Here is a 24,570-nt window from a genome sequence, read left to right on the forward strand (position 1 = left end):
GTTCACTGGTAATATCCCGCGAGGTGTTTTTTGTGAACGAAGGTCACAGAAAACCCGAGACATGCCGCGCGAATTTATGCGATAAGCATAAATTCTGTGCATCGCGAAGCGTGTTGCTGAGAACGGAGTGAACAGTAACGTATATCGTATTAATAAATATCAAAATGGAGGTAAATAGAATGGTTTATAAGACAAAAGGTGTCTGCGCTCAGGGAATTGAGTTCGAGATCGATGATAATAAGAAAGTTCACAACATAAAATTCACAGGCGGCTGCTCCGGAAATACCCAGGGTGTCGCTCAGCTTGCAGAAGGTATGGATGCAGATGAGGTTATCAGCCGTCTGGAAGGTATCCGCTGCGGTTTCAAGCCAACTTCATGTCCGGATCAGCTCGCTAAGGCTATCCGCGAGGCTATTGGAGAGAATTAAGAGAATTCCTTGTAATATTTCGGGCACACTGTCAGCGAATAATCCCTGACAGTGTGCTCTTTTTATTTAGATATCATCTCTGTCCCATTTATCGCACAGCGACTGTATGTCTCTTGCAAAACGGTCCAGATCTTTATTCGGGCAGCCTTCATTCTTGCGTATCACTGTCATCAGACGGCGGCCCATTGCAAGAAGCTTCTCGTATGCACGTGTAGCACGACTTGCTTTCGGAGATGCCGTAGCCCTGACAATACGGATTCCCGGAGCCTCATGGATACATTTATTCTCAAGAAGATCATACTCCGTTCCACTGAATGGTGCTGTAGCATCATATCCCAGATCTTCTTTCAGTCTCTGTGCAAAAACTTCTGTCACTGTATCGTCACCATGTGTAACAAACACATGCTTCGGCTTATTATCAAATGCTCTGGCCCAGTCCAGCAGTCCGTTCACATCTGCATGACCGCTGATTCCCGGCATTTTACATATCTCAGCAGCTACCTGAACAGTTTCACCAAACAGTTTCATTTCCGTTGCACCTTCCAGAAGAGCACGGCCAGGGGTTCCAATTGCCTGATATCCAACAAAAAGTACTGTATTCTTAGGATTCCACAGATTATGCTTCAGATGATGCTTAATACGTCCGGCATCACACATGCCACTTGCGGAAATAATAACCTTGCAATCTGCATCAAAGTTGATAGCTCTGGAATCATCCGTTGTAACAGATGTCTTCAGGCCCTGAAAAAACAACGGATTGATTCCCTTTTTCAGAAGATCCATCGCTTCCTCATCATAACAGGTATACGCATTCTCACTGAAAATCGTAGTAGCTTCATTAGCAAGCGGACTATCTACATATACTGTAAAACCATCGTGCCCGTGGATAAGCCCCTGTTCCTTGATCTGCCGTATAAAATAAAGCATCTCCTGAGTTCTGCCCACTGCAAAAGACGGGATTACCAGACTTCCGCCTCTGTCAAAAGTTCTCTGGATAATCTCAGCCAGCATCACCGGATAATCCGGACGTTCTCCATGGCTTCTGTCACCATACGTGGATTCCATAACAACGTAATCTGCTTCTTTAATATATACAGGATCCTTGATCAGCGGCTGATTTACGTTTCCGATATCTCCTGAGAATACAATTTTCTCTGTCTTATCGTCTTCTGTCATCCAAATCTCAATACTGCTGGAACCGAGAAGATGACCGGCATCCACGAAACGTACTTCAATTCCTTCCGCAGGTTTAATAATCTTATCATAAGGACATCTGACAAAATTACGCAGAACCCCCATGGCATCTTCCATTGTGTATGCAGGAATAAATTCCGGTTTACCTTCCCTTCGCCCCTTACGGTTTCGCCATTCAGCCTCAAACATCTGGATATGCGCACTGTCACGAAGCATAATATCACAAAGATTACAGGTTGCTTCTGTTGCATAGATTGGTCCCTGATATCCTTTGGCATATAATGCCGGAAGATTTCCGGAATGATCCATATGCGCATGTGTTAGAAGTACAAAATCCAGATCTCCCGGAGCTATAGGCAGATCCTTGTTCTCATAATAATCCGGTCCCTGCTCCATACCATAATCCACCAGAAATTTCCTTCCTGCAGCTTCCAGATAATAACAACTTCCGGTCACCTCATGCGTTGCACCGATAAACATTATCTTCATGAACAAGCCCCCTTTTGTCCGTCTATTTACAACTATGAAAGCAAATGATAGATATTTCGTTTATTAACTGTTATTTTATTGTATTTATTATACATGAATTTCGTGATTTTTAATAGTCTTTTTGTGAGATATATATGATTTTTTGTATTGATTTCTCTTAGAATTAACGGAGATTGTAAAATTCGATTAGAATTGTTTTATTTTTCAGATTTTTTTAAGATTTCCCAGCGATGGTAATGTAAGTTTACTGGATTTTTTTAATGGGGGTTTGGGCATCGCTGGGATGGTGATGAGCTTTACTTGATTACTTGACTAAAACGCCTTTGGTTACTGTTCTTACAGACTCTTTGCTACCGTCTTTAGCCGCATGATAGCCGCGAACACGATAGTAGTAACCCTTTGGAACAATCACTGTAATGTCTTTGGTCAAATTACTTACATTTGACGCTGTAAAGGTCCAATTTTTATATGTAGAATAAGTACCATTTACTTTTCGCTCCAGATACAAATTTAAATACACTGTAGCGCAATTATGATGGCATTGTGTTATTCCTGATACCAATACTTTATTGCTGGCTAACTTTTTTACTGTAGTTGTTCCAAAATTGAGATTATTTCCTCGTAAAACACTATACGTAGTATCTTCTGCAAAATCTGCCTCCGTTTCCAAATCAGTAATTGTATTATCAGCCATTACAGGAATGAAATTCACAAGACTAAGACAAATTATCATGCAGATAACTTTAACTAATTTTTTTCCTTTTTCTTTCATACTTGTTCCTCGCTTTCCAGTTAACTTACTATATTAATACGAAATAAATATATTTTTTTCTCTTTAAAAATACATATTATCAATCAATTTTAAAAACTCCTGTTTTTTCATTTTTCCACTAATTTGATAAAATATATCATTCATCTTCCAATAGGCTGCATAACTCTCTTTCTTGTCTTTTTTATCTCTGACTTTAATTATCGTTATTTCAATTTCATCATCCTCTTTATTTATAATATCTAATACTTTTCCATCCAAAAATTGATTACTACTTTTCCTATCATCGTTATAATTATTCATATATACACTAACAATTGTATTTTTATAATTATACTCCAACCAAGCATAACCTGCATCACTACTTACTTTATAATCTTTAAATTCAAAACCTTCTGGTCTATACATAAATTTAGGTACTGAATCTGAATTTAATTTCGTTTTTATATTATCAATTGCATCTCTCTCAACTTGATCAACAGCCAATTCTTCATTTGTTACCTCATTATCCACACTAATACTAGTATCATTCCCAGTCCAAAGCTTCACGGAATCAATAAAATAACTTCTATTAGCCTGGCTAGTCATACTCGCTGCAAATACTCCGGCAGCGCATACCAACATCACTGCCGCTACACGGGCAAGCCTATTTCTTTTTTCAGGTTTTGCAGGAAGATAAACAATTTTTACCTTCTCCGGTTCTTCTGCCTTTTCGTTAATTTTTCTATGATTATCAGCTTTCTCACTGACATTTTCTTCTTCATAAATGCCATCTGCTTTCAGTCTCTCTACAAGCCTTGCATATGCAGCTCTGGCTTCTTCTTCGGTTTCACCATCCTCAGGAATATTGCCATCTGGAAACATAATTTTTTCCATTTCATCAATTTCTTTATTATATTCCTCAGTCAACCATTTTTTCAGTTCTTCATCGCTGAAATTTCCCATTATTTTTCACCTGTAAACCCATCTTTTCTTGACAATTTCCTCTTTAGAGTTCATATTTAATGATAGTATATGACTATTCAGGAGGAATCCAAATGAAACACATCGTACTTACCGGCGGTGGTACTGCCGGCCATGTAACCCCTAATATTGCTTTGATTCCAAGACTCCAGGAGCTTGGTTATAAAATTTCCTATATCGGTTCCTATGAAGGAATCGAGAAAAAGCTCATTGAAGAGCTTGGTATCCCTTATTACGGAATTTCATCAGGAAAACTGAGACGTTATTTTGATCTCAAGAATTTCTCCGATCCATTCCGCGTACTGAAAGGATTCAGCCAGGCCAGAAAAATTCTGAAACAGCTGAAACCGGATGTTGTTTTTTCAAAAGGAGGCTTTGTTACGGTTCCTGTTGTAATCGCAGCCAGCCGTTTGAAAATTCCGGCACTTATTCATGAGTCTGATATGACTCCTGGTCTTGCCAACAAGCTCTGCCTCTCTTCCGCAACAAAAATATGCTGCAATTTCCCGGAGACAGTATCCAATCTTCCTGCTAATAAGGCTGTTCTTACCGGAACTCCAATTCGTCAGGAACTCCTTTCCGGAAATGCAGAAGCCGGTCGTAAATTCTGTGGTTTCAATGCTGACAAACCTGTTCTTATGGTTATTGGCGGCAGCCTTGGAGCAGCTTCCGTCAATGACAATATCCGCAAGATCCTTCCTGACCTTCTGAAAGAATTCCAGGTTGTGCACCTCTGTGGAAAAGGAAAAACCGATGAAAGTTTAAACGGAACTGCCGGTTACGTTCAGTATGAATATATCAAAGATGAACTTCCGGATCTGTTTGCTCTTGCCGACATCGTAATCTCCCGTGCAGGTGCCAATGCAATCTGTGAGATCAGCGAACTCCATAAACCAAATCTTCTGATTCCCCTTTCAGCAAAAGCCAGCCGAGGTGACCAGATTCTTAACGCACGTTCATTTGAACGTCAGGGATTCAGCATGGTTCTTGAGGAAGAAGAAATCACAGAAGCCAAGCTTCTGGATACTATCCGCCAGCTTTATACAGACCGCCAGAAATATATTGATGCCATGGCAGGAAACGGTCACGTAGACTCCATCCGTAAGATCACAGATCTTATTGAAGAATGTGCCCGCTCCTGACAGCAATATTAATATTCCTGTATGAAAGACTCTGCCACTGCCCATTTGGGAGCTGGCAGAGTTTTCTTTTATTCATAAGTTTTCTCATACTCTTCTTTCAACCAGCGTTTCGCCTTATAGATCCTGTTATTCACACCACTCTTTGTCAGTCCGAACTCTTCTGCCACTGTTTCAACAGGAACATTCATAAACTTTGTCTGAATCAGAATTTCATAATTAATTGGCTGTTCAGCGCGAAATCTTTCCAGTATCATATGCATAAATTTATTTTCTTCCTGCCTCAATATCTGATCTTCTGCATTCACATGAATTCTCCGATCCAGAACCGATGCAGTCTCATCATCGTGACAGGAGAATTCATGTTTTGTGCTGGATTTCTTTTTATAATCCAGAGCTTTGTTTACAGCAGCTCTCCGGATCAGCGCATATAGCATTTTTTCATTTTCGAGATCCAGATCATTTCTTATGGTGTACATTTTATAAAGTACTTCCTGACTGATATCATCCGCCAGATACCAATCCTCCAGAATTCCATATGCATATGATTTAGCTATTTGACGATATTTCAAATAAAATTCTTCATATTCAATTTCGTTCATTTTTTCTCTTTGGTAAATTTACAGTTACTCTTTTACTTTATTCAGGATTTCTTCCTTATCCTCATCGCTGAGCTGTCCCGGTTTCCAGGTCAGACCTACACCATCTCCCTCATATCGCGGAATCAGATGCATATGAAAATGAAATACTGTCTGTCCTGCAATCTCTCCGTTATTCTGAACAATGTTGAAACCATCACAGTTCAGTGCATCTGTCAGCTTCCCAGCCATTTTTTTTGCAAGTATCATAACTTTTCCAGCAGTCTCTTCCGGCAGTTCATAAATATTGGCAGCGTGCTTCTTCGGCAAAATCAGAGAATGTCCCTTACTCGCAGGTCCAAGATCCAGAATCACACGAAATTCTTCGTCCTCATAAAGTGTTGCTGACGGAATCTCTCCGTTCGCTATTTTACAAAATATACAGTCTCCCATTTCTGTATCCTCCTCTTCTGAAAATAGATTTCTGGTTATCCTTATTTTGTCGTATTTTCTCGATTTTTTCAATACTGTTCTTGTTGATATTTAAAATTTCTGATGTTAATATTTTTTCGAGGTGATAATATGTGCAACGATAATACAGTTGACAAATTAAAAAATGAATTCCATTATACTCTTTCGAAATTTTCTCATGAGATCCGAAATCCTATAACGCTCATCAACAGTGAGCTTCAGATGATCGCAGCTGCTCATCCTGAAGTACAGGAATATAAACAATGGGACGATGTCATAGATAATCTTGACTATGTCAGAGATCTTCTTGATGAGCTTTCCGCATTTAACAATGCAAACCGTATCACACCCAAAGCCACAGACACCTGTGCCTATCTGAAAACGATTCTCTCTTCTGTCAAACCTACTCTGGACTACCTCGAAATCACACTGGAGTCAGATATCCCGGATTCTCTTCCTGTAATGATGCTCGATCAGATCAAAATCCGACAGATGATGATTAATCTTCTGAAGAATGCCTGGGAAGCAGTTCCTGTTCCTGGTGGAAAAATAACTGTATCCGCCTATTCGAAAAATCACGGCATCGCCATCGATATTCAGGACAACGGATGCGGAATCTCACCGGAAGATCAGGCAACTATTTTTCAACCCTTTTTCACAACCAAAGAATCCGGAACCGGACTGGGCCTTCCTGTTGTAAAACAGATCGTTGAAGCACATCATGGTTCTATCTCTGCTGAAAGCACCCCAGATCAGGGAACTGTTTTCCATATTTTTCTTGGATGATAAAATATTACCGCTGCCAGAAAACCACACAGTAGACCACCTGCATGCGCCGCATTATCTACACCTTCACTTGCAAAGCCAAAATAAAGAGAGAATGCGGCCATGATAAGCATTTGTTTCATAGTAAGGTCTGCAACTCTTCCCCTGTGCCGGATGATCACATAGATCATACCTCCCATAACTGCAAAAACAGCCCCGGATGCACCTGCTGATACAGAATAATCGCCTGTACGCATATCCCAGAACAGAGAAATAAAATTACCACCCAGACCTCCTGCAATATAAATCAGTAAAAATCTCAGTCTGCCAACAGCTGGTTCCAACCGCTGTCCAAGTACAAACAAAACCAGCATATTATTAATAAGATGGGGTGCCCCAAAATGTAGAAACATGCTTGAAAAAACTCGATACCACTGTCCCTGTTCCAGGATCAGAGGCGCATAGGCAGCTCCGCATTCCAGCATATGCTGTCCGTTTTCTGAGCCACCGGTGAATTCTACGATTAGAAAGATCAGTGTATTTAACAGAATCAGTAATACAGTCACAGGCTCTTTTTTTATTTCTTCCACTTAAATCCTCTTTTCCATTTCTGATAATTAACAGATTTTTGGACATTTTAACAGATTTTGGATTTTTGCACAACCTGTGTCTCTTATATAATACGACAAAACAGCTCTATTTTCTCTCTTCTATTTCAAAAAAATATAACGCGCCTGTGCAAAATCTACTTCGTCTTCATCTTTTAAGAAATAGTCTTCTCCTGTTTTCAACATCTGTCCGTTTACAGATGTTCCATTTCTGGAATTCAGATCTGTCAGATAATACTCACCATCCCTTCTTCTTATTTTTGCATGAATACGGCTTACCGTGGGAACATTGATAACTGCATCTGCTGCAGTCTTCAGTTTTCCTATTACAGTGATATCCTGATCCAGATAGATCGTGGCAAGTTCTCCTGGTTCCCTGCTCACCAGTGTGGCCGGACCTTTTACTGCCCCTGAAGAAAGAACCACCGTCTCACCAAATCCCTCCGAAACTTCTTCTGTTTTCTTTCTTTTCTCTACATCCTTTGTTAACTTTTCACTTACAGGATTCCTCTTTTCTGTAATACCTTCTCCGACGACAGCTGCTTCTTCCATCCTGTTTTTCTTTTCGCCTGCTTCGCAAGTCTGCAACATCATTTCTTTTTGTCTGTTATATCGTTCACCAGTACTTTGTACCTTTTCTTCTATATCGCTCTTTTTCTGTTCGTTTCCTGAAACTTTTTTTAATAAAATATACACTAACATTCCCAGTACCATTAACAACAGAATCACTCCAAGAAGAATTTCTGTACTTACCCGTGGAAGATATCCTCCAGCCATTCCTGTTGTAATACCAAGTAAAATCAAAAGTGCTCCTGCAAATCCAGCCACGGATTTCCATATTTTGACATCTTTTGTTTTCTTAGTTTTATCTTTCTTCTCGCTCCTCCTTTTTTGTGTTTTCTTTTCTGAATTTACATTGTTTTCTCTTTCCCAGCTGCCACTCTCCCATAATTCCTTCTGCTGTTCTTCTTTTCCGGAATCTATCTTCTCCGACTGCTGTACTATTTTCTTTTCATAATCCATAAAATCGGACTCCTTGCCTTCCCGTACTTTATACAGTTCTTCTTTGATATGCTCCAGGTGAAAACTATCCTCCAAAGCCCTGCGATATACCCCATATCCCAGCATAACCGCTTTTCCGTCCTCATGATCCAGTTTTGGCAGAAAATACTCCGCAAGATTCTGAAACTGTTTCTGTACTTCTCCATGAAATCCCGGAAGATAACAGAAACGAACATTTTTCTTTTCTGAATCCATATAAATATATTCCGGTTCCAGAATCAGCTGGCAGGGATTTAAAAGATACTCTGACATTTCTTCCATCACCTGTATAAACCCTCCAAGAATCACCTGCAGTTCTTCTATCCCCAGTTTTCTGTCTTCAAAAAGTGCAGTAAGCGAATGTCTGGAGGTCACATCATAATACACCATAAATTTCCCATCTATTCCCTGTATCCTGCACTGAAGAAGATCCGGAACTACATTAGCCACGATCATTCTTACCTGATAGGAATCTGTATCAATTACATCTTCTCCAGTCAGGATCAGGTAATTATGGTTCATATCTCTTTTATACTCTGATTTCATTTTACTGCCTCACCTCTTCCACCGCATCCCTGGAACTCTTTACTTTTCGTATCCATCCGACCGGACGCAAAGGTACTGCTTTCCCCGTTGCTTTTATTTTCCATTTCAGTCCCAGAAAGCCTGCCGGTATCTCCATCCGATATGTCACCTGTACGCTTTTACCTGTACTTATCTGCATACGAAGGTTTTCGCCACCTGGCAGCCCTGCACTTCCCAACATTCTTCCCTGATTATCTGCTTTTTCATAGCTATTTCCATTTTTACTGTATCCTTCCATGCTTCCGCTGACTGCTGCTTCATAAGCAGCTGCAGTCAGCCACGCTCTGTTATGTACATAAAAATTCAGATACAAAAGTCCCATCAGTACCAGAAAAATTACAGGCATCAGAAGTGCCGCTTCCACTGTAAAACTTCCTCTTTTAATCTTTCTCATAAAAATCTCCATTCAGCCGCCAAGTCGTCGGCACAGATAGTAATGAAATCTTGTTACAGTCACCTCGATTATTAAGGCATCCCGGCATCAATATCAGATCTGCCCGCCTGTTTTGTTGTTGATATGCAGGTGCACCTCTTTTCTCAGGTGGGAATACCATTAAACAGGTTCACTATGTGAGAATTCCTCCCAGATAACCCACCAATAAAAACGGAACAAATGGTATTTCTGTATTACGTTTCTTTTTTAATACACATAACTGAAGTCCTGCATAAATTCCACACAAAAGAAATGACAGGCAAAGAATCTCCATTAATTCTCCTGCATTTAGTACCGAACCCATGGCAAAGATCATCACTCCATCTCCCATACCCACTTTTCCTCTGCTCAGTACAGATGCTATTGCTGCTACAACTCCAATTCCCAGAGAAAATATTCCCTCCGGATACACAGTTCCAGCTTTTATTCTCCACAAAATCCCACCTGCGAGAAACATTAAAAACACTGGAAGACAAATCTCCCTCTTTCGAATATCTGTCCATGTATTAATTCCCAGAAATACCACCATACATAATTCACTGCTGCTCATATTGTCTGCATCTCCTCTCAGCCACACCGTCCGCAGGCACTCATTTCACCGGAAACTTCTGATTCCTTTACCATACGTACAGATCTTTTCAACCCGCTGCAATTCTCCCTGTTATGGTAGCGGTTACTTTTTTTCGTTATATACACTACGCCTGCCGGTTCCTGTCCACGACTGCATAGTTCACAGGCCTGATATTTCTCACCATAAGTATTTTTCATTGTTTTTACAACTGCCCCGGAAATCTGCTGTACAGAAAGATTCAGGTAACTGCATCCAAGTTTCCTGTGATAGACGGTTCCTGATTCTGTTACATACACCATAGGCTGATTTGCAGTTTCATTCTTTTCATTTTCATATTGAACACCTGTCCATGCATGAACTTTCACAGTGTTATGAAACCAGATTTTCGGAAGAGGAATCAGTCCGCCCACAGGCTGATAGCTATACACATCCGGCAGTATAATATTGTCCGTTGTTGAACCTCCTGCTCCGTACGCGTACATTCCTGCTTCCTTTGCATTCTGGCAGAGCTTTGTCAGATGCTCTGTCTGAATTTTATAAATATCCATAAAGGACAGCAAAGTGATCACTCCGAAAAAGAAAAGCGGAAGTACCAGAGCAGCCTCAACTGTAAGACTTGCCTTTTTCAGCTTATTTTGAAAGGTACACAGGGATACTTTTCCAGAAAGCAGATTCCTGATTATCGGGGGAAACAGGAAATATCTTCTTCTCGGAGAGCGCCTTTCTCTTTTTTGATCCAGTCTGTCTATCTGATTACTATCATTCTTTTCTTTCTGAAAAAGCATCCCTGCGCACCTCTCTTTGCTACTCATAAGCATATCGTCTTGTAACTGTAAATATCTTCTTTTTATTTGCCCTCACATCTGCTGATGCTTCAAGAGCAACGATGCAGTGATCCATCTGGAACTGCGGTCTGTTTCCTTTATCTCTGATCGTGCATTCGATCATATCCATTCCTCTCGTAACCTGCTGATGTTTTCCTGTTGTCATAAGCATTATCCGAAGATAATCTTCATAAGACATACCGGCTCCCGAATCCTTTCTTGAAGAATCCAAACTGTCCAGAATATTGGACAGATTACTCAGAGACAGCTGCCAGTCAGATGCAGTTTTTACAAGCGGTACATGGCCTCCTGCAAAAAGTTCTCTCACATCCAGAATACTCTCTGCAAATGCCCAACAGAATATCAATGCCGCCTCTATCACAACTGCTGCCGGCGGAACCAGAAAACCGGATGCAATAGCCAGGGAAAGTGTCTCTATCTGAATCCTCTTTCCTCCATCTGAAATAAGATAGGCCATGTTTACTCCCTGTCTGATCAGAAGAAGTTTCGCAGCAACCGATTTCAGATTTTCCCTGTCATTATTTTTTCCACCAAGAATATACTCCACCTGATATTTCAGGCCTGACGAAGCTGGCTTTGTATAATTTCCAAGTTTGTTAAGAAGATACTGATCAAAAAGTATTCCAGACGTATACGAACTATCGGATTGTATATTAGTATCCATTTCCAGGCCCGTTTGTAGTTTTCTGCCTGATGCCAGGTATTTTTTATTAACAGAAGAATCAGAAATTCCCTTCTCTGCCGGAACTACAAGATCCAGCAGTCCCATTTTTCGTACTTTGCGAATAACAGGAATTGGATTCTCCACCTCTGTATTTATACCACCTGTAAAATCATCTGCATCTCCTCCATCTCCAGGTTCACCCGAATCTGTCTGATTTTGCTGTTCTTTTTCTGCTTCCTCACTTTTTTGTGCAGCGTCAGAAATTTCAGAATCATAAGATTTTAATGTTCCTCCATTCTCTGCCTGCTGCCCTTTTTTCTCTGCTTCATCAGTTTTCTTCTGCTGATCTTTCAATTTACGAAGAAGGACCTGTACCCCCTGGCTCCCCAGAGTCTCTTTCATAGTTTTCACAGCCTGCTGATAAAAAACTTCTCCATTTCCATCTGTCAACAGCTGATATCCGTTAAATCCCCCCTGAAGAAGAGTAAGTTTCTGACTGTTCTGTTTTAATACAGGTTTCATATAAGACTGAAAATTATCATACACTGATGCCATATCCGGTTCTTCTTTTCCACCCGCATACAAAGCAAACAGATCATAATCTTCCAGAAGATTCCTGTCATACTGTCCGAACAGAGAGTAAAGTCCGATATCCATACTGTTGATTATCTGGGTTCTGGCAGCTGCCATCCGCACAGATTCAATACTGGCGCATACAAGAGAAAGTATGAGGCTCAGGATCAGAGCCAGAAAAATGGTAATACTGCCTTTTTTGAGTTTTTTCGCCAAGGGGTACTTCTCCTTTCCAAAACGGCAGATCAGAACTTACCGTTTTTTAGTCTTGTCAGATCGCATTGCTCTGTTTTGTGATTTTTGAGAGGATCTTTTTTACGAGAGATGTGAGCTGTTCCTTAAAGATGACGACCAGACTGATCAGAACCACCAGAATCAGGATAATCTCCACAACTCCTACTGCATCCTCTTCCATCGCAAACTCTTTCATATATTTCCACAGATTTTTCATTTGTCACCTCACATTTCCATGCTCTTTAACAGTTATGTTCCACTGTAAAAGGAAAGACCGGCCGGAAGCATGATCACAGCCATTACTACAAGAAGCATCAGGATCATTGGCAGAAGAAGTTTCGTCGCAGCTGCCTCCCCCAGTACTCTTGCTTTTCTTTTTCTTTCCTCCCAGGCTTCTACAGCCTCTTTTTCCAGCAGATCGGACAGATACCGGCTTCCTTTTTGAAGATTCTGAATCAGAAGCGTTGACAAGGTTTTATATTTCACCTGCCCACATCGCTCTCCAAATCTCCGATAGGCCTCTGCTTCAGAAATCCCGCTGTCCATCTCATAACATGCTGTCCGGATTTCTTCATAAGCTGCACGTTTTCCTTCATCTTCTCTCTTTCCGTAATCTAAGGCAATTTTCTGAAATGCCTTTTTTGCAGTTAAGCCTGCCTGCACAAGAAGTGTAAATTTCATGATCAGCCCCGGATAATCCATCAACATCTGTTCTCTTCGTTTTATCTGAACATTCTGTTCTTCCCGTTTTTTTGCGATCACCAGCACTGCCGCCGCAATCAGTCCCAACCCTGAGATCAGACTTCCCGTAGTGTCTTTTGGCTGCTGCCATTCCAGATGTCTGCCGTTCCATTCATCCGGTAGATAATAATACTCAGGATCATTCTTTTTCTGGTTGTACTGTACGATCATATCCTGCAGTTCTTTCTCGCGCTGCTGCTCCTCACTCAGTTCTTTTTTTGTTTCCGGCTCTTCGCCCGATTCTTCCGTCTCTTTTTCCGGTACCTGCACATACAGAGAACCGGATTTTTTTCCGTCTACAGATACCATAAATTTCTCTTCATAAGCACCTGTCTCCTCTTTTTCCATACGGTATCCGGATGAATACACCGTACCACCGCCACTCTGAAATGTCAGAAGCATTCCTATGATATTTCCGGCAAGTGCTACCAGTACAAAAAGCTTCTGTCCCTCTGCATTGTCAGCCCACGGAGGCAGCCGCCCCAGCTTTCCCGCAAGAAAAGCTCCCAGAATCAACATAAATATCACAATATGTACCCACATCATCAACACCTACACTTCTATATCTACGATTTTTACGCCAAGCCAGTAGGAAAATCCATAAATTACCATACATACTGTCATGGCACAGATTCCAAAAAGATTTCCATACAGTACATCCATAAAACCCGGAGAAGTCAGCTTCAGATAGCAGATAATACCTGCCGGCATTATGCTCATAACCATCTGTTCTGATTTTTTTGCAGCCAGTGTTGCCTCGATCTCTTTTTTTACTTCAATCTTATCGCCCAGCATTCTGGCTACTTTCTGAATTACCTGTGTCATATCTCCACCTGTCCGTTTCGCTGTATAAAACACTGCCGCAAAATTCTCGATATCCTCCACACCACTTCGTTTTCCAAGATCTATAAATAAATCTTCTACCGGAACACTTAAGCGGATCTGGCTCTCAATATATCGAAATTCATCCAGAATATCACTTCCGTTCTCGTAGAGTCTTCCCAGATCCTTTACACTGGCCCGCACTGCATTTTCCGCTGAATATCCTGCCTGAACTGCTACATTCATAGCGGTCAGCGCATCCCGGAACTGGTAATTCAGCTCCCGCTTTTGTCTGGCAATACATTTCTTTTTCTGCATCTTCAGATACAGCACTGATACCGGAATCATAAACAGCAGTGCCAGAATATTCTGATAAAACAGATAATCGGCTGCAGCGCATACGGCAGCTCCCTCCAGAAGATATCTTACAATCTCCTTCGCCGTAAAATGATACGTCCTGTAATCTTTCCTCGTAAATTCCCATCTTTGATTTTTTCCTTTCCGTTCTTTCATAACTTAATTCCTGCCCGTTCCAATTTTTCACAATGTAAAAGTTCTCCTGCCTTTACAAGCCCGTTTTCTTCTTCCCAACGATACAGTGGATGTGTCTGGATCTCTCCATTCTCAAACCCACATACCTCTGTGATTTCCAGAAGCTTTCTGCTTTTATCACGCATCCTTCCAAGATGTACCAGAATGTCCACACCTGACGCAATCTGCCTTCGTATTGCTTCCAACGGAAGGTCAATCCCCATCAAAGTCATGGTCTCAATTCTGGAAAGCATATCCCGGCTGCTGTTGGCATGAAGTGTGGAAAGACTGCCATCATGACCTGTATTTAAACTCTGCAGCATATCTACGGTTTCCCCGCCGCGGACTTCTCCAACGATTATCCGATCCGGTCGCATTCTCAAGGCCGATTTGATCAGATCACGTATTGTTACAGAAGCTGCTCCTGCCATATTGGCCATTTTCGCTTCCAAACACACCAGGTTATCAATTCCTCTGATTTTCAGTTCAGCATTATCCTCGATCGTTATCAGCCGTTCATCTTTTGGAATATATTCTGCAACAGCTCCAAGAAAAGTAGTTTTTCCACTTCCGGTTCCTCCGCCGATTACCATGGAATATCTGGCCTGCACCAGTTTTTTCAGAAAGTCTGCACATTCCCAGGTAATACTTCCCAGGGAAATCAGTTTCTCCATTGTGATCGGATCATCCGGGAAACGCCGTATCGTGAGGATCGGCCCATTCAAAGCTACCGGATAGACTACAGCATTGACACGTGCCCCGTTCTCCAGCCTTGCATCAACGATTGGTGACGATTCGTTTACAACGCGATTACATCGTCCTACGATCTGCTGGATCACATCTTCCAGCTTCTCTCTGGATGTAAAAACCTTGTTCCACCTGGCCAGCTTACCGGCTCTTTCCACAAAAATAGCATCAGGTCCGTTAACCATGATCTCCGTTACACTTTCGTCCTCAATAAGCTCCTGCAATACATCCAGCTTTCGCACAGAACAGAACAGTTCCTGCCGGAGATCCACTTTTTCTTTCAGCGAAAAAAATTCTTCTCTTACCTGATTTAATATCAGATCATCGATCACCTCCAGGATTTCCTCATCAGATAATTCCCTGGAAACATCCAGCTGTCCCATAAGCAGATCATGGAGCTTCCGGAATTTTTCTCTGTTCATGAATACTCCTTTCTCAGAAGCTTCCGTATGTAATCGCCAAGTTCACTCCACACCAGCTGTTCCACATAAGATTCCGAAGATATGCTGTCCATATGAAAAGGAAGATGCAGTTTTTCGGTTTTTTCCAGAATCTTATCTTTGTTCCAGATACGCAGAAGATTTTCGAACTGAGTCATTTTACACACAGATACGGCATCTTTAAGAACTGGCATATAAATTTTCCCACATAGATCCAGCAGCTGAAAATTCTCGTCTATACCACTTCCCATATCCAGGATCAACACCTCATAGGAACTGTGCAAAGTAATCTCCTGTAAAAGCTGCTCCCAGTCTTCCCAACACACAGTCCGGATATCCGATGGAGTCCTTACCGGCGGCACAAAATCCAGATTATTTACCGTCTGGATCATCCCGTTCATACGATGGATAAGATTCTCATTTCCCTGTCTCACATAGTAAAAAAGATCACTGAGATTCGTAGGAAATTTCTTACCAAGCAGTTCCTCAAATCCTGAATATTCTTCAAGATTCAGATAAAGAACAGCCTTGTCCTTAGCCAGGATCTGTCCCAGAGCAAGTGCAAAAGAGGTTTTCAGACATCTGCCAAGAGGTGAATAAACGCCGATAACCTCCATCGTCCTTTTCAGCACAGGAAAAGCCACTGGATTTAATGCCTTTTCCTCTCCATAGCAGGCCATTACTTCTCTTATTACATCGGAGGATGACTGATATTTATACACACTTGAATACTGATCCAATTCCGGCGGGTGAACTCCCTCCGAAAGAATAATAATCTTGCCAATTCCAAGCTCACGGATCTCCTTCCGCATGGCCTTGTCAGAAATCAGCAGCAACTCAATATGGTTTTCTTTTCCATAGGCCAGCAGACTCTCCGCTGTAGTAAATGCCTGAATCTCAAAAGGAAGATTCTTTTTCTGGTTCAGATAATCCATGAAATTGAAGGCATAATCTACTTCCAGATCACAGACTGCAAATATGTTTTTCTTCAATACACACCTCCTGCATAAAGCATTGCGCTCAAGAATATCGGTACTGTGAAATGAAAATTCTCCGGAAAGCCTGTCCCCTTTCTGTAATAAGGGCGCATTTCACCTGTACAGTAAAATTCATTCATATACTGATAGAAATAAAGGAATCGCTGGCGGATACCGCCTGTAGAAATAAGAATTGCCAGAGAAATGCCTGCACCTGCAAGCAGAGAATAAAAGATACATTCTGTAACTGTCCGCGGTCCCATAATCCCGCCCAAAGCACACAAAAGCTTAATATCACCAGCTCCAAGCATCCGGAACACAAACAGAATCCCTAACAGGATAACCGGAACTGCTACGCCAGTCAGGAATATGGCTCCGCCTTTCAGTCCTCTTTCGGTAATCTGGATCAGAAACCCTGTTACAAAGGAAAAAAGAATCCATCCATTGTCCACAGATGCCTCTCTAAAGTCCATCCAGACAGCCATTGCGGAGATAACCACAGGTAAAATCGTATAAAAAGACATACGCGCCCCCTTTCACCCAAAAACATACCTCAATTATAATAAATAATAGTGGAAATTCCCGCCTGACCTGGCGGTGATCGATACCAGAAGACCTCTGGTGAGCTTTATTATAGGACTCTGCAAATGCTTTGTCCAGCATTTTCGTTCGACAAATTCCGACCATACCAAAGTAACACAAATATCTGTATTACACTTTTGATGACACCTATGTTTTTTATCTCTTTCGAAACAACAAAAAAACAGTCAGAATAAAATTCTAACTGCTTTCAGTTAATAGCCAGTACGGGAATCGAACCCGTGTTTCCGCCGTGAGAGGGCGGCGTCTTAGCCCCTTGACCAACTGGCCATATTCATATTTTTGTGTCGCTTGATTTCGTTATTTGTTGTTTCCCTCAACCGACTTCGTTAGTATATAACACTTTCTTTCAAAATGCAAGTACTTTTTTTAATTTTTTTTAAAAATTTTCACGTTTTTCATGTTTATTCGTTTTTTACCCATTTTCAGGGATTTCTCATGCTTGACCGCGGTGGTTGTTAGTGCTACTATCAAAACACAAGAAAGAAGGAATTGCCATGACTCATCTTCTGTGCCTCGGTGACAGTATTACTGATTGCGGCCGTCTTTTTTCTCCTGATCCGCTGGGTAATGGATATGTAAAACAGCTTTCAGTCCTGCTGCATGCTGCTGGCAGACATTTTTCCATAGAGAATAAAGGTATTGATGGTTTTACCCTCGAGAAGCTTCTCCACAATATTGATGGCTGGATAACTGCCTGTGATCCGGATATTGTCACTGTTCTTATCGGAATCAATGATATTGGTATCATGATGAACACCCGCCGTACTCCCCAACAGCAGCAGACTCTCATGAAGGAATTTTCTGTGCGATATGAAATACTGATCCGTAATCTCTCTGCAATACAGCACACAACTCCTTCACCATCGACACGGAAGCTCTTTGTTCTGGAACCGTTTATCTTCCCATGGCCGCAATGCTACATCTCCTGGATGCCGCTTCTTACGCAGATGTCCGGTCAGATTCTGAAAATCAGTAAAAAATACAGAGCCGTTTTTGTCCCTCTGCAGGATGCTCTGATAAAGGAAGCCTCCCGGGTCGGGATGGATGCCATAACCATCGACGGTATTCACCTTACACCCCTGGGACATCAGTTCCTTGCTGAAAAAATTTATTCATCAATCACAGAAAGGTTTTAAATATGGAAACAGCAATCAAAAAAATCGAGGATATGTCTCTGAATGCCTGGCCCTCTCACAAGATGGAGCTTTACGATGGCTGGATCCTCCGTTTTTCTTATTTTTATACACACAGAACCAACAGCGTGGAGCAATTCGGAACCTCCACTCTTCCCTGGAGGGAAAAAATCCCCTACTGTGAAGATGTTTACAAACGTCTGGGAACACCTGCCATCTTCAAGATCAGCCCTCTCGTATCCCCGGACTTCGACTATATGCTGGAAAACCGTGGATATTCCGTACAGCACGTAACCAACGTTATGACTGTAGACCTGGACAAAGCAGTTCTGGATACGCCTGTCACAGACGTTCTTTTTACCAATGAAATCCCTGATTTCTGGATCCGCAGCCTGTTTGATCTGAAAGGAACTACAAATCCGGTCCACAGAACCGTTGTTCCTTCTATGTACCGCGCTATCCTCAAGGAAACAGTCTGCGCTTCTATTACAAAAAACGGCCAGATTATTGCCACCGGTCTTGGAATTCTGGATCGTGATCATATCGGCATCTATGCTATTCATGTGCGTGAAGATTACCGCCGCAGAGGCTACGCCCGTCAGATCGTATCCGGACTTCTCAAAGAAGGCAAAAAAAGAGGTGCCAGCCACGCTTACCTCCAGGTGGTCAAAAATAATGATTCCGCTGAAAAACTTTACGCTTCGCTTGGATTCCGGTATTTTTACACATATTGGTTCCGCGTCCAGCCTGTGGGAACGCGTTTTCAGTAAGTCAGGGATTGTGGGGATTTTTCCCCAACTCCCTGTAGAAATTCAAATTTCTTTTTGCTATAATACTTTTATCTTACATAATATTCTTCCTGTCTTCATACACTACTCCTTATCAAATATAAGGAGAATGATCATATGAAAGATCCACAGGAAAAAAATACAAAAAATCCCTATCATATTCAATATAAAAATTATCTGGATACCAATGCCTGTACTGAGTGCACGGGTCTGATCAACCATGGAATAGACAGCCGTGAGCAGTGGGATTCTTTCCGGCAGATTTTTGATTTCACGCCGGAGCCCCCAGATCTTACAGAAAAACAGGACTGACCGTTATTCCAGGGTCGGAGGACACAAATGAAAAAACTGTCTGCTGCATGTATAATTCTCGGCATTTCCCTTTTTGTGGGCGGCTGCAGCAACGATCACGCTGATGATCATATTATTTCTCTTCAGGACAAAATTTCAGATGCAGCAGATTCTGTTTCTGCACAGCAGGAAACCCGAAATTCTTCCCAGGACGACCGTGTCTATATGGATGAACTTTCCGGTTCTCTGCAGAATTTTGACGGAAGCCACCTTACCATTTCCAGTAACGGAGAAACTTATACATTTGATGTTTCACAAACACGGCTTGAATGTAAATATGGCATTGTACTCAGTGATAATGTAAGCATAATCTATGAGGGACAGCTTTCCGGAACTGACATCAGCACGATTGCTCCCATCAAAGTAACCGATCAGTATCACAATGAAACTCCTCTGGAAGACCGCACCCTGAAAGGCAAAATAAAACGTCTTACAGCCAACGCTCTTGTCATGGTAACAGAAAAAGGTAATACCGTCACCTTCCCGGTAACAGGCGTAAAACAGTATTATAAAAAAGGCATCAAAGCAGGCCGGTGGGTTTATGTTCACTTCCGTGGAAAATTCATAGGCTCATCCCAGATAGACACCAAACAGTATGACGGAAGCTTCACAAAAGTAATCAGCGTCTCTGATGTAGATCCCATGAAAGTTCCTGAGCCTACTCCGACCCCTTCGCCGGAGCCGAAGAAAAAAGAGCAGCATCTCCGGGCCAGAATTGTAAGTGTCAGCACCAATACCATAACTGTTGTTCCCCAGACCGCAAATACAGAACTGAATGTTCCTGTTTCTTCTGTTCCCGTATATTTCAAAGGTGGAATTGCTCCCGGAGCTTATGTAAACATTACTTACACAGGGAATTTCAATGGAGAATCCACCAGCGGAATGAAAATCCGCGGCGTTACAGGAGAAGATCCGGATACACTTTCTGTCCGCAATATCTCTTCCACTGTAACCGGAACTATTCTTGGAACAACGGCCAATACTGTCCTGATCCAGACTTACGATGGAGTAAAAATCCTCTGCGACCGCGAAAACGCCCAGGATCTTTCCACCAGCGGAATGGAAGAAGGTGCGGACCTCCGGGTTACTTTTAACCCTGCGAAATCACGCACCTCCAATATTTATTCCTGTATTAAATTCGAAGACCCGTGACGGAAGATGGTCCGGATCCTTTTTTCCCCGTCTTCCATCCAGCTTCGTACCTCCGGTGTATCACCCAGTATGTCAAAAAAAGCTCTGCATTCATCCTGCACACCCTGTCCGTGAAGAACCTGGTATGCACCGGCATCACTTCCCACTGCCACATGGATTTTTTTCTCAAAAGCTTTCTTCAGATTCTGCGCACCTGTCCTGATAACAGAAGTAAGGATCGTATCTTCAAATCTTCCGCAGCCTTTAAGATTTCTCACCGTTACAAGTGTAGGCACCCACACACTCTCGCTGTCTGCCAGCATGGAAATCGTCTCATCATCCATATAATTTCCGTGTTCAATGCTGTCAACGCCAGCCTCCACTGCTGCCTGTACACCATAAGAACCATTGGTATGGCTCATCACGGCAAACCCTTCTTCATGAGCAATATGTACCATTTCTTTTACTTCTTCAACAGAAAGCGGAGTTCCCGTTATCCTTCCATGATCTTCAAAATCCAGAAGCCCTGTAGTCATGATCTTGATAAAATCCGCACCTTCAGCGGCAGCTTCCAGAACTCTTCTGTGATATTCCTTCATGTCTGAGAAGCTTTTTCCAACGATCTTCCCGTAATGACCTTCTTTATAAATAGCAAAAACCGGTGTGCGATAGTCAATTCCATATTCCGGAGCCAGTCTGGCAGTCCGCTTTGACACACCGTAATGATCCCCTCCGTCTCTTACAAAACGGATTCCACGCTTCCGGTATTCCTCAAGATGAGCACGGATCAGCTCGTCCTGCGGTCCGTTTTTCTGTGTCTCAACAGCTTTTCGGTAATCATAGCCATTGAGAAATATATGTGCATGACATTCTCCAAACATTTTTATCACTGCTCAAAAAATCTTCTGATCTCTTCCTCCGCTGCCTGTACGGACCCCTGTACGAAGAATGGCTTACCGCCTCCGCGTCCGTTTAATTTCGTATTCATTTCTTTTGTAAACTGACGGAGATCGCCATCTTTTTCGCCCATTGCGTACTTATAGCTTCCATCCGGATTTTTGGAAAATACTGCACAGCAACCCTGACATGTCTGTGTCACGGCATCTGCTAGTTTACGCACTCCATCATTGTCCATTCCGTCTACGAATAACAGAACACTTCCGCTTCCTGCATAACGTTCCGCTTCTTTACGGCACATATCATCCACAAACTGATTGACCTGTCCTTTCAGACGGAAGTTTTCATCCTGAAGACGCTCTACTGCCTGTGCGGTTTTATCAATTTTCGCAGAAAGTTTCACTGAGATCTGATGATTCTGTTCATTAACCATATTGAGGTAATCCAGAACACGTTTTCCACAGATCATTTCAATACGGACTCCTTCGCGGAATTTTTCCACAGAAAGAAGCTTCACCATGCCGATCTCTCCGGTATGTGTCACATGGGTTCCGCAGCATGCACAGATATCCGCACCTGGAAATTCTACGATACGCACCTGCCCTGTAAGCTCTTTTTTGCTTCTGTAATCAATCTTTTCCAGTTCTTCCGAAGTAGGATAAAGAATTTTCACCTCAGAATCTTCCCATATCTTCTCATTTGTTTTTCGTTCAATCTCAGCAAGCTGTGCCTCATCCAGCGGACCGTTCAGATCTACAGTAATGGTGTCACTTCCCATATGAAATCCTACATTATCATATCCATAAGCCTCATGGATCAGACCGCTGACCATATGCTCACCGGAATGCTGCTGCATCAGGTCAAATCTTCTTGCCCAGTCGATCTGTCCCTGAACTTCAGCTCCCACCTCTAACGGCTTATCTGTATAATGAAGAAGCTCCCCGTCTTTTTCGTGAACTTCCTTTACTTTCACATCGCCCAGATATCCGATGTCACTTGGCTGTCCGCCACCTTCCGGATAAAAAGCACTTTCGTCCAAAATAATGTGAAAACCTTTTTTCGCTTCTCTGCACTCCAGGACTTTAGCTGTGAATTCTTTTTTATATACATCTTCATAATATAAACGTTTTGTCTCTGTCATCTGTCCCATCCTTTCTGCATCTCTGCTTTGACGTTTTATAGTATAGACCAATTTGGGGCTCCCTGCTATAAGAATTCCAATTTTTTCAAAAATTGCTTTTAAAAAATGAAGTTTTATCCCTGTCTTACGCGTTATAATAAGTGAACGGGATGAGAAAGGAGCTGATCACATTACACGGGAAGAATATCTGGAATATCTGATACATACATACCAAAATTTAATATTTTCCATTTGTCTGAAATCGGTGGGCAATCCGTTTGACGCCGAAGATCTGACACAGGATGTTTTTCTTTCCGCCTACAAAAATCTCTCCCGTTTTGACGGTACCTACGAAAAAGCCTGGCTCAGCAAAATCGCAGTTCGAAAATGCCTGGATCACCTGAAGGCTGCCGGCAGACGTACCATTCCCACAGAGGATACTTATTTTGAACAGCTCCGTGATAAAGAATTCTCCCCAGAAGAGGCCTGTCTGGACAAAGATTTCCAGAATCGGATCCGACAGCTTTGTTCCGATCTGAAAAGTCCCTACAGAGAAGTGGCCACCGCTCATTTCTGTGAAGAAAAAACTGCAGCCGAGATTGCAGCTTCACAAAATAAAAATACAAAGACAGTCCAGACTCAGATCTACCGTGCAAGATCTATGCTGAAGGCACTGTTGGAAAGGAGTGATTAGATGCATATACCACAGGATGAATTACAGAAATTTCAAGATGGGACTATGAATACAGACGAAATGATCCATTTTCTGGAACATATAGATCAATGTGATTTCTGCCTGGAACAGCTGCTTCAGGATGAAGAAACTTCTTCTGAACATGCTCCTGCCTATCTTCAGGATAAAATTCTGAAAAAAGCAGCTTCTCCTGAAGTACAAACTTCCAGAAAAATACATGAAACTGCTTACTGGATGAAGCTTCTCTGCACAGGCTTACGTACTGCAGTGGGTATGGGTCTTGCGCTGATCATGCTTTTTTCTGTATCACAGACAGATTTTACAGCTCTTCATACTTCACCGGAAACAAAAGCTAAGATATCTTCATCCCTTGACATTGGTTTCAATCTGAGCCAGCTTTCCAGGAAGGTAGGTTCCCAGCTCAGTGAAAATTCTCAGAATATCAGTGATAATCTGAGTGATCTTACGAATAAAATTATAAACGGAGGCAAGTAAATATATGAAAAAACAAAAACATGGTTTCTGGGTATTTATCTTTTCCCTGATCCCCGGTGCCGGAGAAATGTATATGGGATTCAAAAAACAGGGAATCAGTATTATGCTGCTGTTCTGGGGAGCAATTGCGCTGGCTTCCATTACCGGCCTTGGATGGCTGGCCATGTTTCTCCCTGTGATATGGTTCTACAGTTTTTTCAATGTCCATAATCTGAAGTCACTGTCAGAAGAAGAATTTTATTCTGTAGATGATAATTACATTCTTCACATGGATCAGTTTTCCGGTGATATCGGAAAATTCTTACAGAAGCATCGAAATACAACTGCCTGGATCCTGATCCTGTTTGGTATCTGTATCCTGTGGAGTCGTTTCACAAGTCTTCTGTACCTCATTGTACCGTATGATCTGGAAGACTATGTATACAATATCTGCAACAGTCTTCCTCAGATTGCCATTGCTATCGGTATCATTGCTGCAGGTATTTATCTGCTCACTCAACAAAAAAAGAAACTGGAGGAAGAAAAAAATAAAGATGAGCATTATTGGGAACCGTACCGTCCATATCAGCAAATAGCTTCCCCTGATGATAATTCAGAAGCTGCTGAAAAAAATCCTGAGACCTTTTCTTCTCAGGACAATATTTCTTCTGAAAATAGTATTCCTTCTGAAAATACTGTCCTTTCCGAAAATAAGGAAGATACCTCTCCCTCTGAATAATCAGTAACTTCAAAAAAAGATCCGAAGTCTCC

The 24,570-nt window shown here is 41.9% G+C and carries 29 protein-coding genes and 1 tRNA gene; 10 read left to right on the top strand and 20 right to left on the bottom strand.

Features of this window, described 5'->3' with window-relative positions:
• Window positions 1–179 precede the first annotated feature (179 nt).
• The gene (locus tag HFM85_RS08995; RefSeq protein WP_173737896.1) at window positions 180–428 is read left to right on the top strand and encodes a TIGR03905 family TSCPD domain-containing protein; all 249 of its coding nucleotides are present in this window, start codon (window positions 180–182) and stop codon (window positions 426–428) included.
• A 66-nt stretch (window positions 429–494) separates the two neighbouring features.
• On the opposite strand, the gene HFM85_RS09000 is transcribed toward HFM85_RS08995, so the two are convergent.
• The 3 genes from HFM85_RS09000 to HFM85_RS09010 form a co-directional block, all read right to left on the bottom strand.
• On the bottom strand, window positions 495–2,111 hold the full coding sequence (locus tag HFM85_RS09000; RefSeq protein WP_173737897.1) for an MBL fold metallo-hydrolase RNA specificity domain-containing protein: 1,617 nt from the start codon (window positions 2,109–2,111) through the stop codon (window positions 495–497).
• Window positions 2,112–2,415: 304 nt separating this feature from the next.
• Window positions 2,416–2,883 (bottom strand): DUF6147 family protein, encoded by a 468-nt coding sequence (locus HFM85_RS09005; protein WP_173737898.1) that lies wholly within the window; start codon window positions 2,881–2,883, stop codon window positions 2,416–2,418.
• Between the two features lie 63 nt (window positions 2,884–2,946).
• Window positions 2,947–3,825 (bottom strand): DUF4367 domain-containing protein, encoded by an 879-nt coding sequence (locus tag HFM85_RS09010; RefSeq protein WP_173737899.1) that lies wholly within the window; start codon window positions 3,823–3,825, stop codon window positions 2,947–2,949.
• Window positions 3,826–3,917: 92 nt separating this feature from the next.
• Here HFM85_RS09010 and HFM85_RS09015 point away from each other — a divergent pair, with 92 nt between their 5' ends.
• Window positions 3,918–4,985: an undecaprenyldiphospho-muramoylpentapeptide beta-N-acetylglucosaminyltransferase gene (locus HFM85_RS09015; RefSeq protein ID WP_173737900.1), complete on the top strand. Its 1,068-nt coding sequence runs from the start codon at window positions 3,918–3,920 to the stop codon at window positions 4,983–4,985.
• 68 nt (window positions 4,986–5,053) lie between these two features.
• Here the strand turns inward: HFM85_RS09015 and HFM85_RS09020 are convergent, their stop codons facing one another.
• Together HFM85_RS09020 and HFM85_RS09025 are read right to left on the bottom strand one after the other, a co-directional pair.
• Window positions 5,054–5,584, bottom strand: coding sequence for an RNA polymerase sigma factor (locus tag HFM85_RS09020; protein ID WP_173737901.1), 531 nt, complete (start codon window positions 5,582–5,584; stop codon window positions 5,054–5,056).
• Window positions 5,585–5,608: 24 nt separating this feature from the next.
• Window positions 5,609–6,013, bottom strand: coding sequence for an HIT family protein (locus tag HFM85_RS09025; protein ID WP_173737902.1), 405 nt, complete (start codon window positions 6,011–6,013; stop codon window positions 5,609–5,611).
• 129 nt (window positions 6,014–6,142) lie between these two features.
• Here HFM85_RS09025 and HFM85_RS09030 point away from each other — a divergent pair, with 129 nt between their 5' ends.
• Window positions 6,143–6,817 (top strand): sensor histidine kinase, encoded by a 675-nt coding sequence (locus HFM85_RS09030; protein WP_173737903.1) that lies wholly within the window; start codon window positions 6,143–6,145, stop codon window positions 6,815–6,817.
• Here the strand turns inward: HFM85_RS09030 and HFM85_RS09035 are convergent.
• The 13 genes from HFM85_RS09035 to HFM85_RS09095 form a co-directional block, all read right to left on the bottom strand.
• Window positions 6,784–7,386, bottom strand: a complete 603-nt coding sequence (locus tag HFM85_RS09035) for a rhomboid family intramembrane serine protease (protein ID WP_330594818.1) — start codon at window positions 7,384–7,386, stop codon at window positions 6,784–6,786. The genes HFM85_RS09030 and HFM85_RS09035 overlap by 34 nt on opposite strands.
• A gap of 120 nt (window positions 7,387–7,506) precedes the next feature.
• Window positions 7,507–8,991 carry a DUF6382 domain-containing protein gene (locus HFM85_RS09040; RefSeq protein WP_173737904.1) on the bottom strand — a complete coding sequence of 495 codons (1,485 nt, stop codon included), beginning with the start codon at window positions 8,989–8,991 and terminating at the stop codon, window positions 7,507–7,509.
• 1 nt (window position 8,992) lies between these two features.
• Window positions 8,993–9,424 (bottom strand): TadE family protein, encoded by a 432-nt coding sequence (locus HFM85_RS09045; protein ID WP_173737905.1) that lies wholly within the window; start codon window positions 9,422–9,424, stop codon window positions 8,993–8,995.
• 172 nt (window positions 9,425–9,596) lie between these two features.
• Window positions 9,597–10,013: a prepilin peptidase gene (locus HFM85_RS09050; RefSeq protein ID WP_173737906.1), complete on the bottom strand. Its 417-nt coding sequence runs from the start codon at window positions 10,011–10,013 to the stop codon at window positions 9,597–9,599.
• Between the two features lie 17 nt (window positions 10,014–10,030).
• Window positions 10,031–10,819 (bottom strand): hypothetical protein, encoded by a 789-nt coding sequence (locus tag HFM85_RS09055; RefSeq protein WP_173737907.1) that lies wholly within the window; start codon window positions 10,817–10,819, stop codon window positions 10,031–10,033.
• A gap of 19 nt (window positions 10,820–10,838) precedes the next feature.
• A complete protein-coding gene (locus HFM85_RS09060; protein ID WP_173737908.1) occupies window positions 10,839–12,332 on the bottom strand; it encodes a DUF5702 domain-containing protein in 1,494 nt (497 codons plus the stop codon).
• A 55-nt stretch (window positions 12,333–12,387) separates the two neighbouring features.
• Window positions 12,388–12,567 carry a Flp1 family type IVb pilin gene (locus HFM85_RS09065; protein ID WP_173737909.1) on the bottom strand — a complete coding sequence of 60 codons (180 nt, stop codon included), beginning with the start codon at window positions 12,565–12,567 and terminating at the stop codon, window positions 12,388–12,390.
• A 32-nt stretch (window positions 12,568–12,599) separates the two neighbouring features.
• Window positions 12,600–13,637 carry a type II secretion system F family protein gene (locus tag HFM85_RS09070; protein ID WP_243251423.1) on the bottom strand — a complete coding sequence of 346 codons (1,038 nt, stop codon included), beginning with the start codon at window positions 13,635–13,637 and terminating at the stop codon, window positions 12,600–12,602.
• A 6-nt stretch (window positions 13,638–13,643) separates the two neighbouring features.
• On the bottom strand, window positions 13,644–14,426 hold the full coding sequence (locus tag HFM85_RS09075; protein WP_173737910.1) for a type II secretion system F family protein: 783 nt from the start codon (window positions 14,424–14,426) through the stop codon (window positions 13,644–13,646).
• Window positions 14,423–15,613, bottom strand: coding sequence for a CpaF family protein (locus HFM85_RS09080; RefSeq protein WP_173737911.1), 1,191 nt, complete (start codon window positions 15,611–15,613; stop codon window positions 14,423–14,425). The genes HFM85_RS09075 and HFM85_RS09080 overlap by 4 nt, the downstream gene beginning before the upstream one ends.
• The gene (locus HFM85_RS09085; protein WP_173737912.1) at window positions 15,610–16,623 is read right to left on the bottom strand and encodes a P-loop NTPase family protein; all 1,014 of its coding nucleotides are present in this window, start codon (window positions 16,621–16,623) and stop codon (window positions 15,610–15,612) included. Before HFM85_RS09085 ends, HFM85_RS09080 begins: the two co-directional genes overlap by 4 nt.
• On the bottom strand, window positions 16,620–17,132 hold the full coding sequence (locus HFM85_RS09090; RefSeq protein ID WP_173737913.1) for a prepilin peptidase: 513 nt from the start codon (window positions 17,130–17,132) through the stop codon (window positions 16,620–16,622). Before HFM85_RS09090 ends, HFM85_RS09085 begins: the two co-directional genes overlap by 4 nt.
• A gap of 274 nt (window positions 17,133–17,406) precedes the next feature.
• Window positions 17,407–17,478, bottom strand: a tRNA-Glu gene (locus HFM85_RS09095).
• 191 nt (window positions 17,479–17,669) lie between these two features.
• Here HFM85_RS09095 and HFM85_RS09100 point away from each other — a divergent pair.
• From HFM85_RS09100 to HFM85_RS09115, 4 genes are all read left to right on the top strand, one after another.
• The gene (locus HFM85_RS09100; protein WP_173737914.1) at window positions 17,670–18,347 is read left to right on the top strand and encodes an SGNH/GDSL hydrolase family protein; all 678 of its coding nucleotides are present in this window, start codon (window positions 17,670–17,672) and stop codon (window positions 18,345–18,347) included.
• 2 nt (window positions 18,348–18,349) lie between these two features.
• Window positions 18,350–19,114 (top strand): GNAT family N-acetyltransferase, encoded by a 765-nt coding sequence (locus HFM85_RS09105; RefSeq protein ID WP_173737915.1) that lies wholly within the window; start codon window positions 18,350–18,352, stop codon window positions 19,112–19,114.
• Window positions 19,115–19,249: 135 nt separating this feature from the next.
• The gene (locus HFM85_RS09110; protein ID WP_173737916.1) at window positions 19,250–19,444 is read left to right on the top strand and encodes a hypothetical protein; all 195 of its coding nucleotides are present in this window, start codon (window positions 19,250–19,252) and stop codon (window positions 19,442–19,444) included.
• 27 nt (window positions 19,445–19,471) lie between these two features.
• Window positions 19,472–20,635, top strand: a complete 1,164-nt coding sequence (locus HFM85_RS09115; RefSeq protein WP_173737917.1) for a hypothetical protein — start codon at window positions 19,472–19,474, stop codon at window positions 20,633–20,635.
• On the opposite strand, the gene HFM85_RS09120 is transcribed toward HFM85_RS09115, so the two are convergent.
• Both HFM85_RS09120 and HFM85_RS09125 read right to left on the bottom strand, forming a co-directional pair.
• On the bottom strand, window positions 20,605–21,495 hold the full coding sequence (locus HFM85_RS09120) for an amidohydrolase family protein (RefSeq protein ID WP_173737918.1): 891 nt from the start codon (window positions 21,493–21,495) through the stop codon (window positions 20,605–20,607). The genes HFM85_RS09115 and HFM85_RS09120 overlap by 31 nt on opposite strands.
• A gap of 5 nt (window positions 21,496–21,500) precedes the next feature.
• The gene (locus tag HFM85_RS09125; RefSeq protein WP_173737919.1) at window positions 21,501–22,652 is read right to left on the bottom strand and encodes an alanyl-tRNA editing protein; all 1,152 of its coding nucleotides are present in this window, start codon (window positions 22,650–22,652) and stop codon (window positions 21,501–21,503) included.
• 244 nt (window positions 22,653–22,896) lie between these two features.
• On the opposite strand from HFM85_RS09125, the gene HFM85_RS09130 reads away from it, so the two are divergent.
• From HFM85_RS09130 to HFM85_RS09140, 3 genes are read left to right on the top strand one after another with little or no spacing between them, the layout of a single operon-like run.
• Window positions 22,897–23,325 carry an RNA polymerase sigma factor gene (locus HFM85_RS09130; protein WP_408609589.1) on the top strand — a complete coding sequence of 143 codons (429 nt, stop codon included), beginning with the start codon at window positions 22,897–22,899 and terminating at the stop codon, window positions 23,323–23,325.
• The gene (locus HFM85_RS09135; RefSeq protein WP_173737920.1) at window positions 23,326–23,820 is read left to right on the top strand and encodes an anti-sigma factor; all 495 of its coding nucleotides are present in this window, start codon (window positions 23,326–23,328) and stop codon (window positions 23,818–23,820) included. It abuts the gene before it with no gap.
• 4 nt (window positions 23,821–23,824) lie between these two features.
• Entirely contained in the window at window positions 23,825–24,538 is a 714-nt protein-coding gene (locus HFM85_RS09140) for a hypothetical protein (protein WP_173737921.1), read from the top strand.
• The last annotated feature ends 32 nt before the right edge of the window (window positions 24,539–24,570 follow it).

It is taken from the genome of Blautia schinkii (genome assembly GCF_013304825.1).
Classification (GTDB): Bacteria; Bacillota; Clostridia; order Lachnospirales; family Lachnospiraceae; genus Blautia_A; species Blautia_A schinkii_B.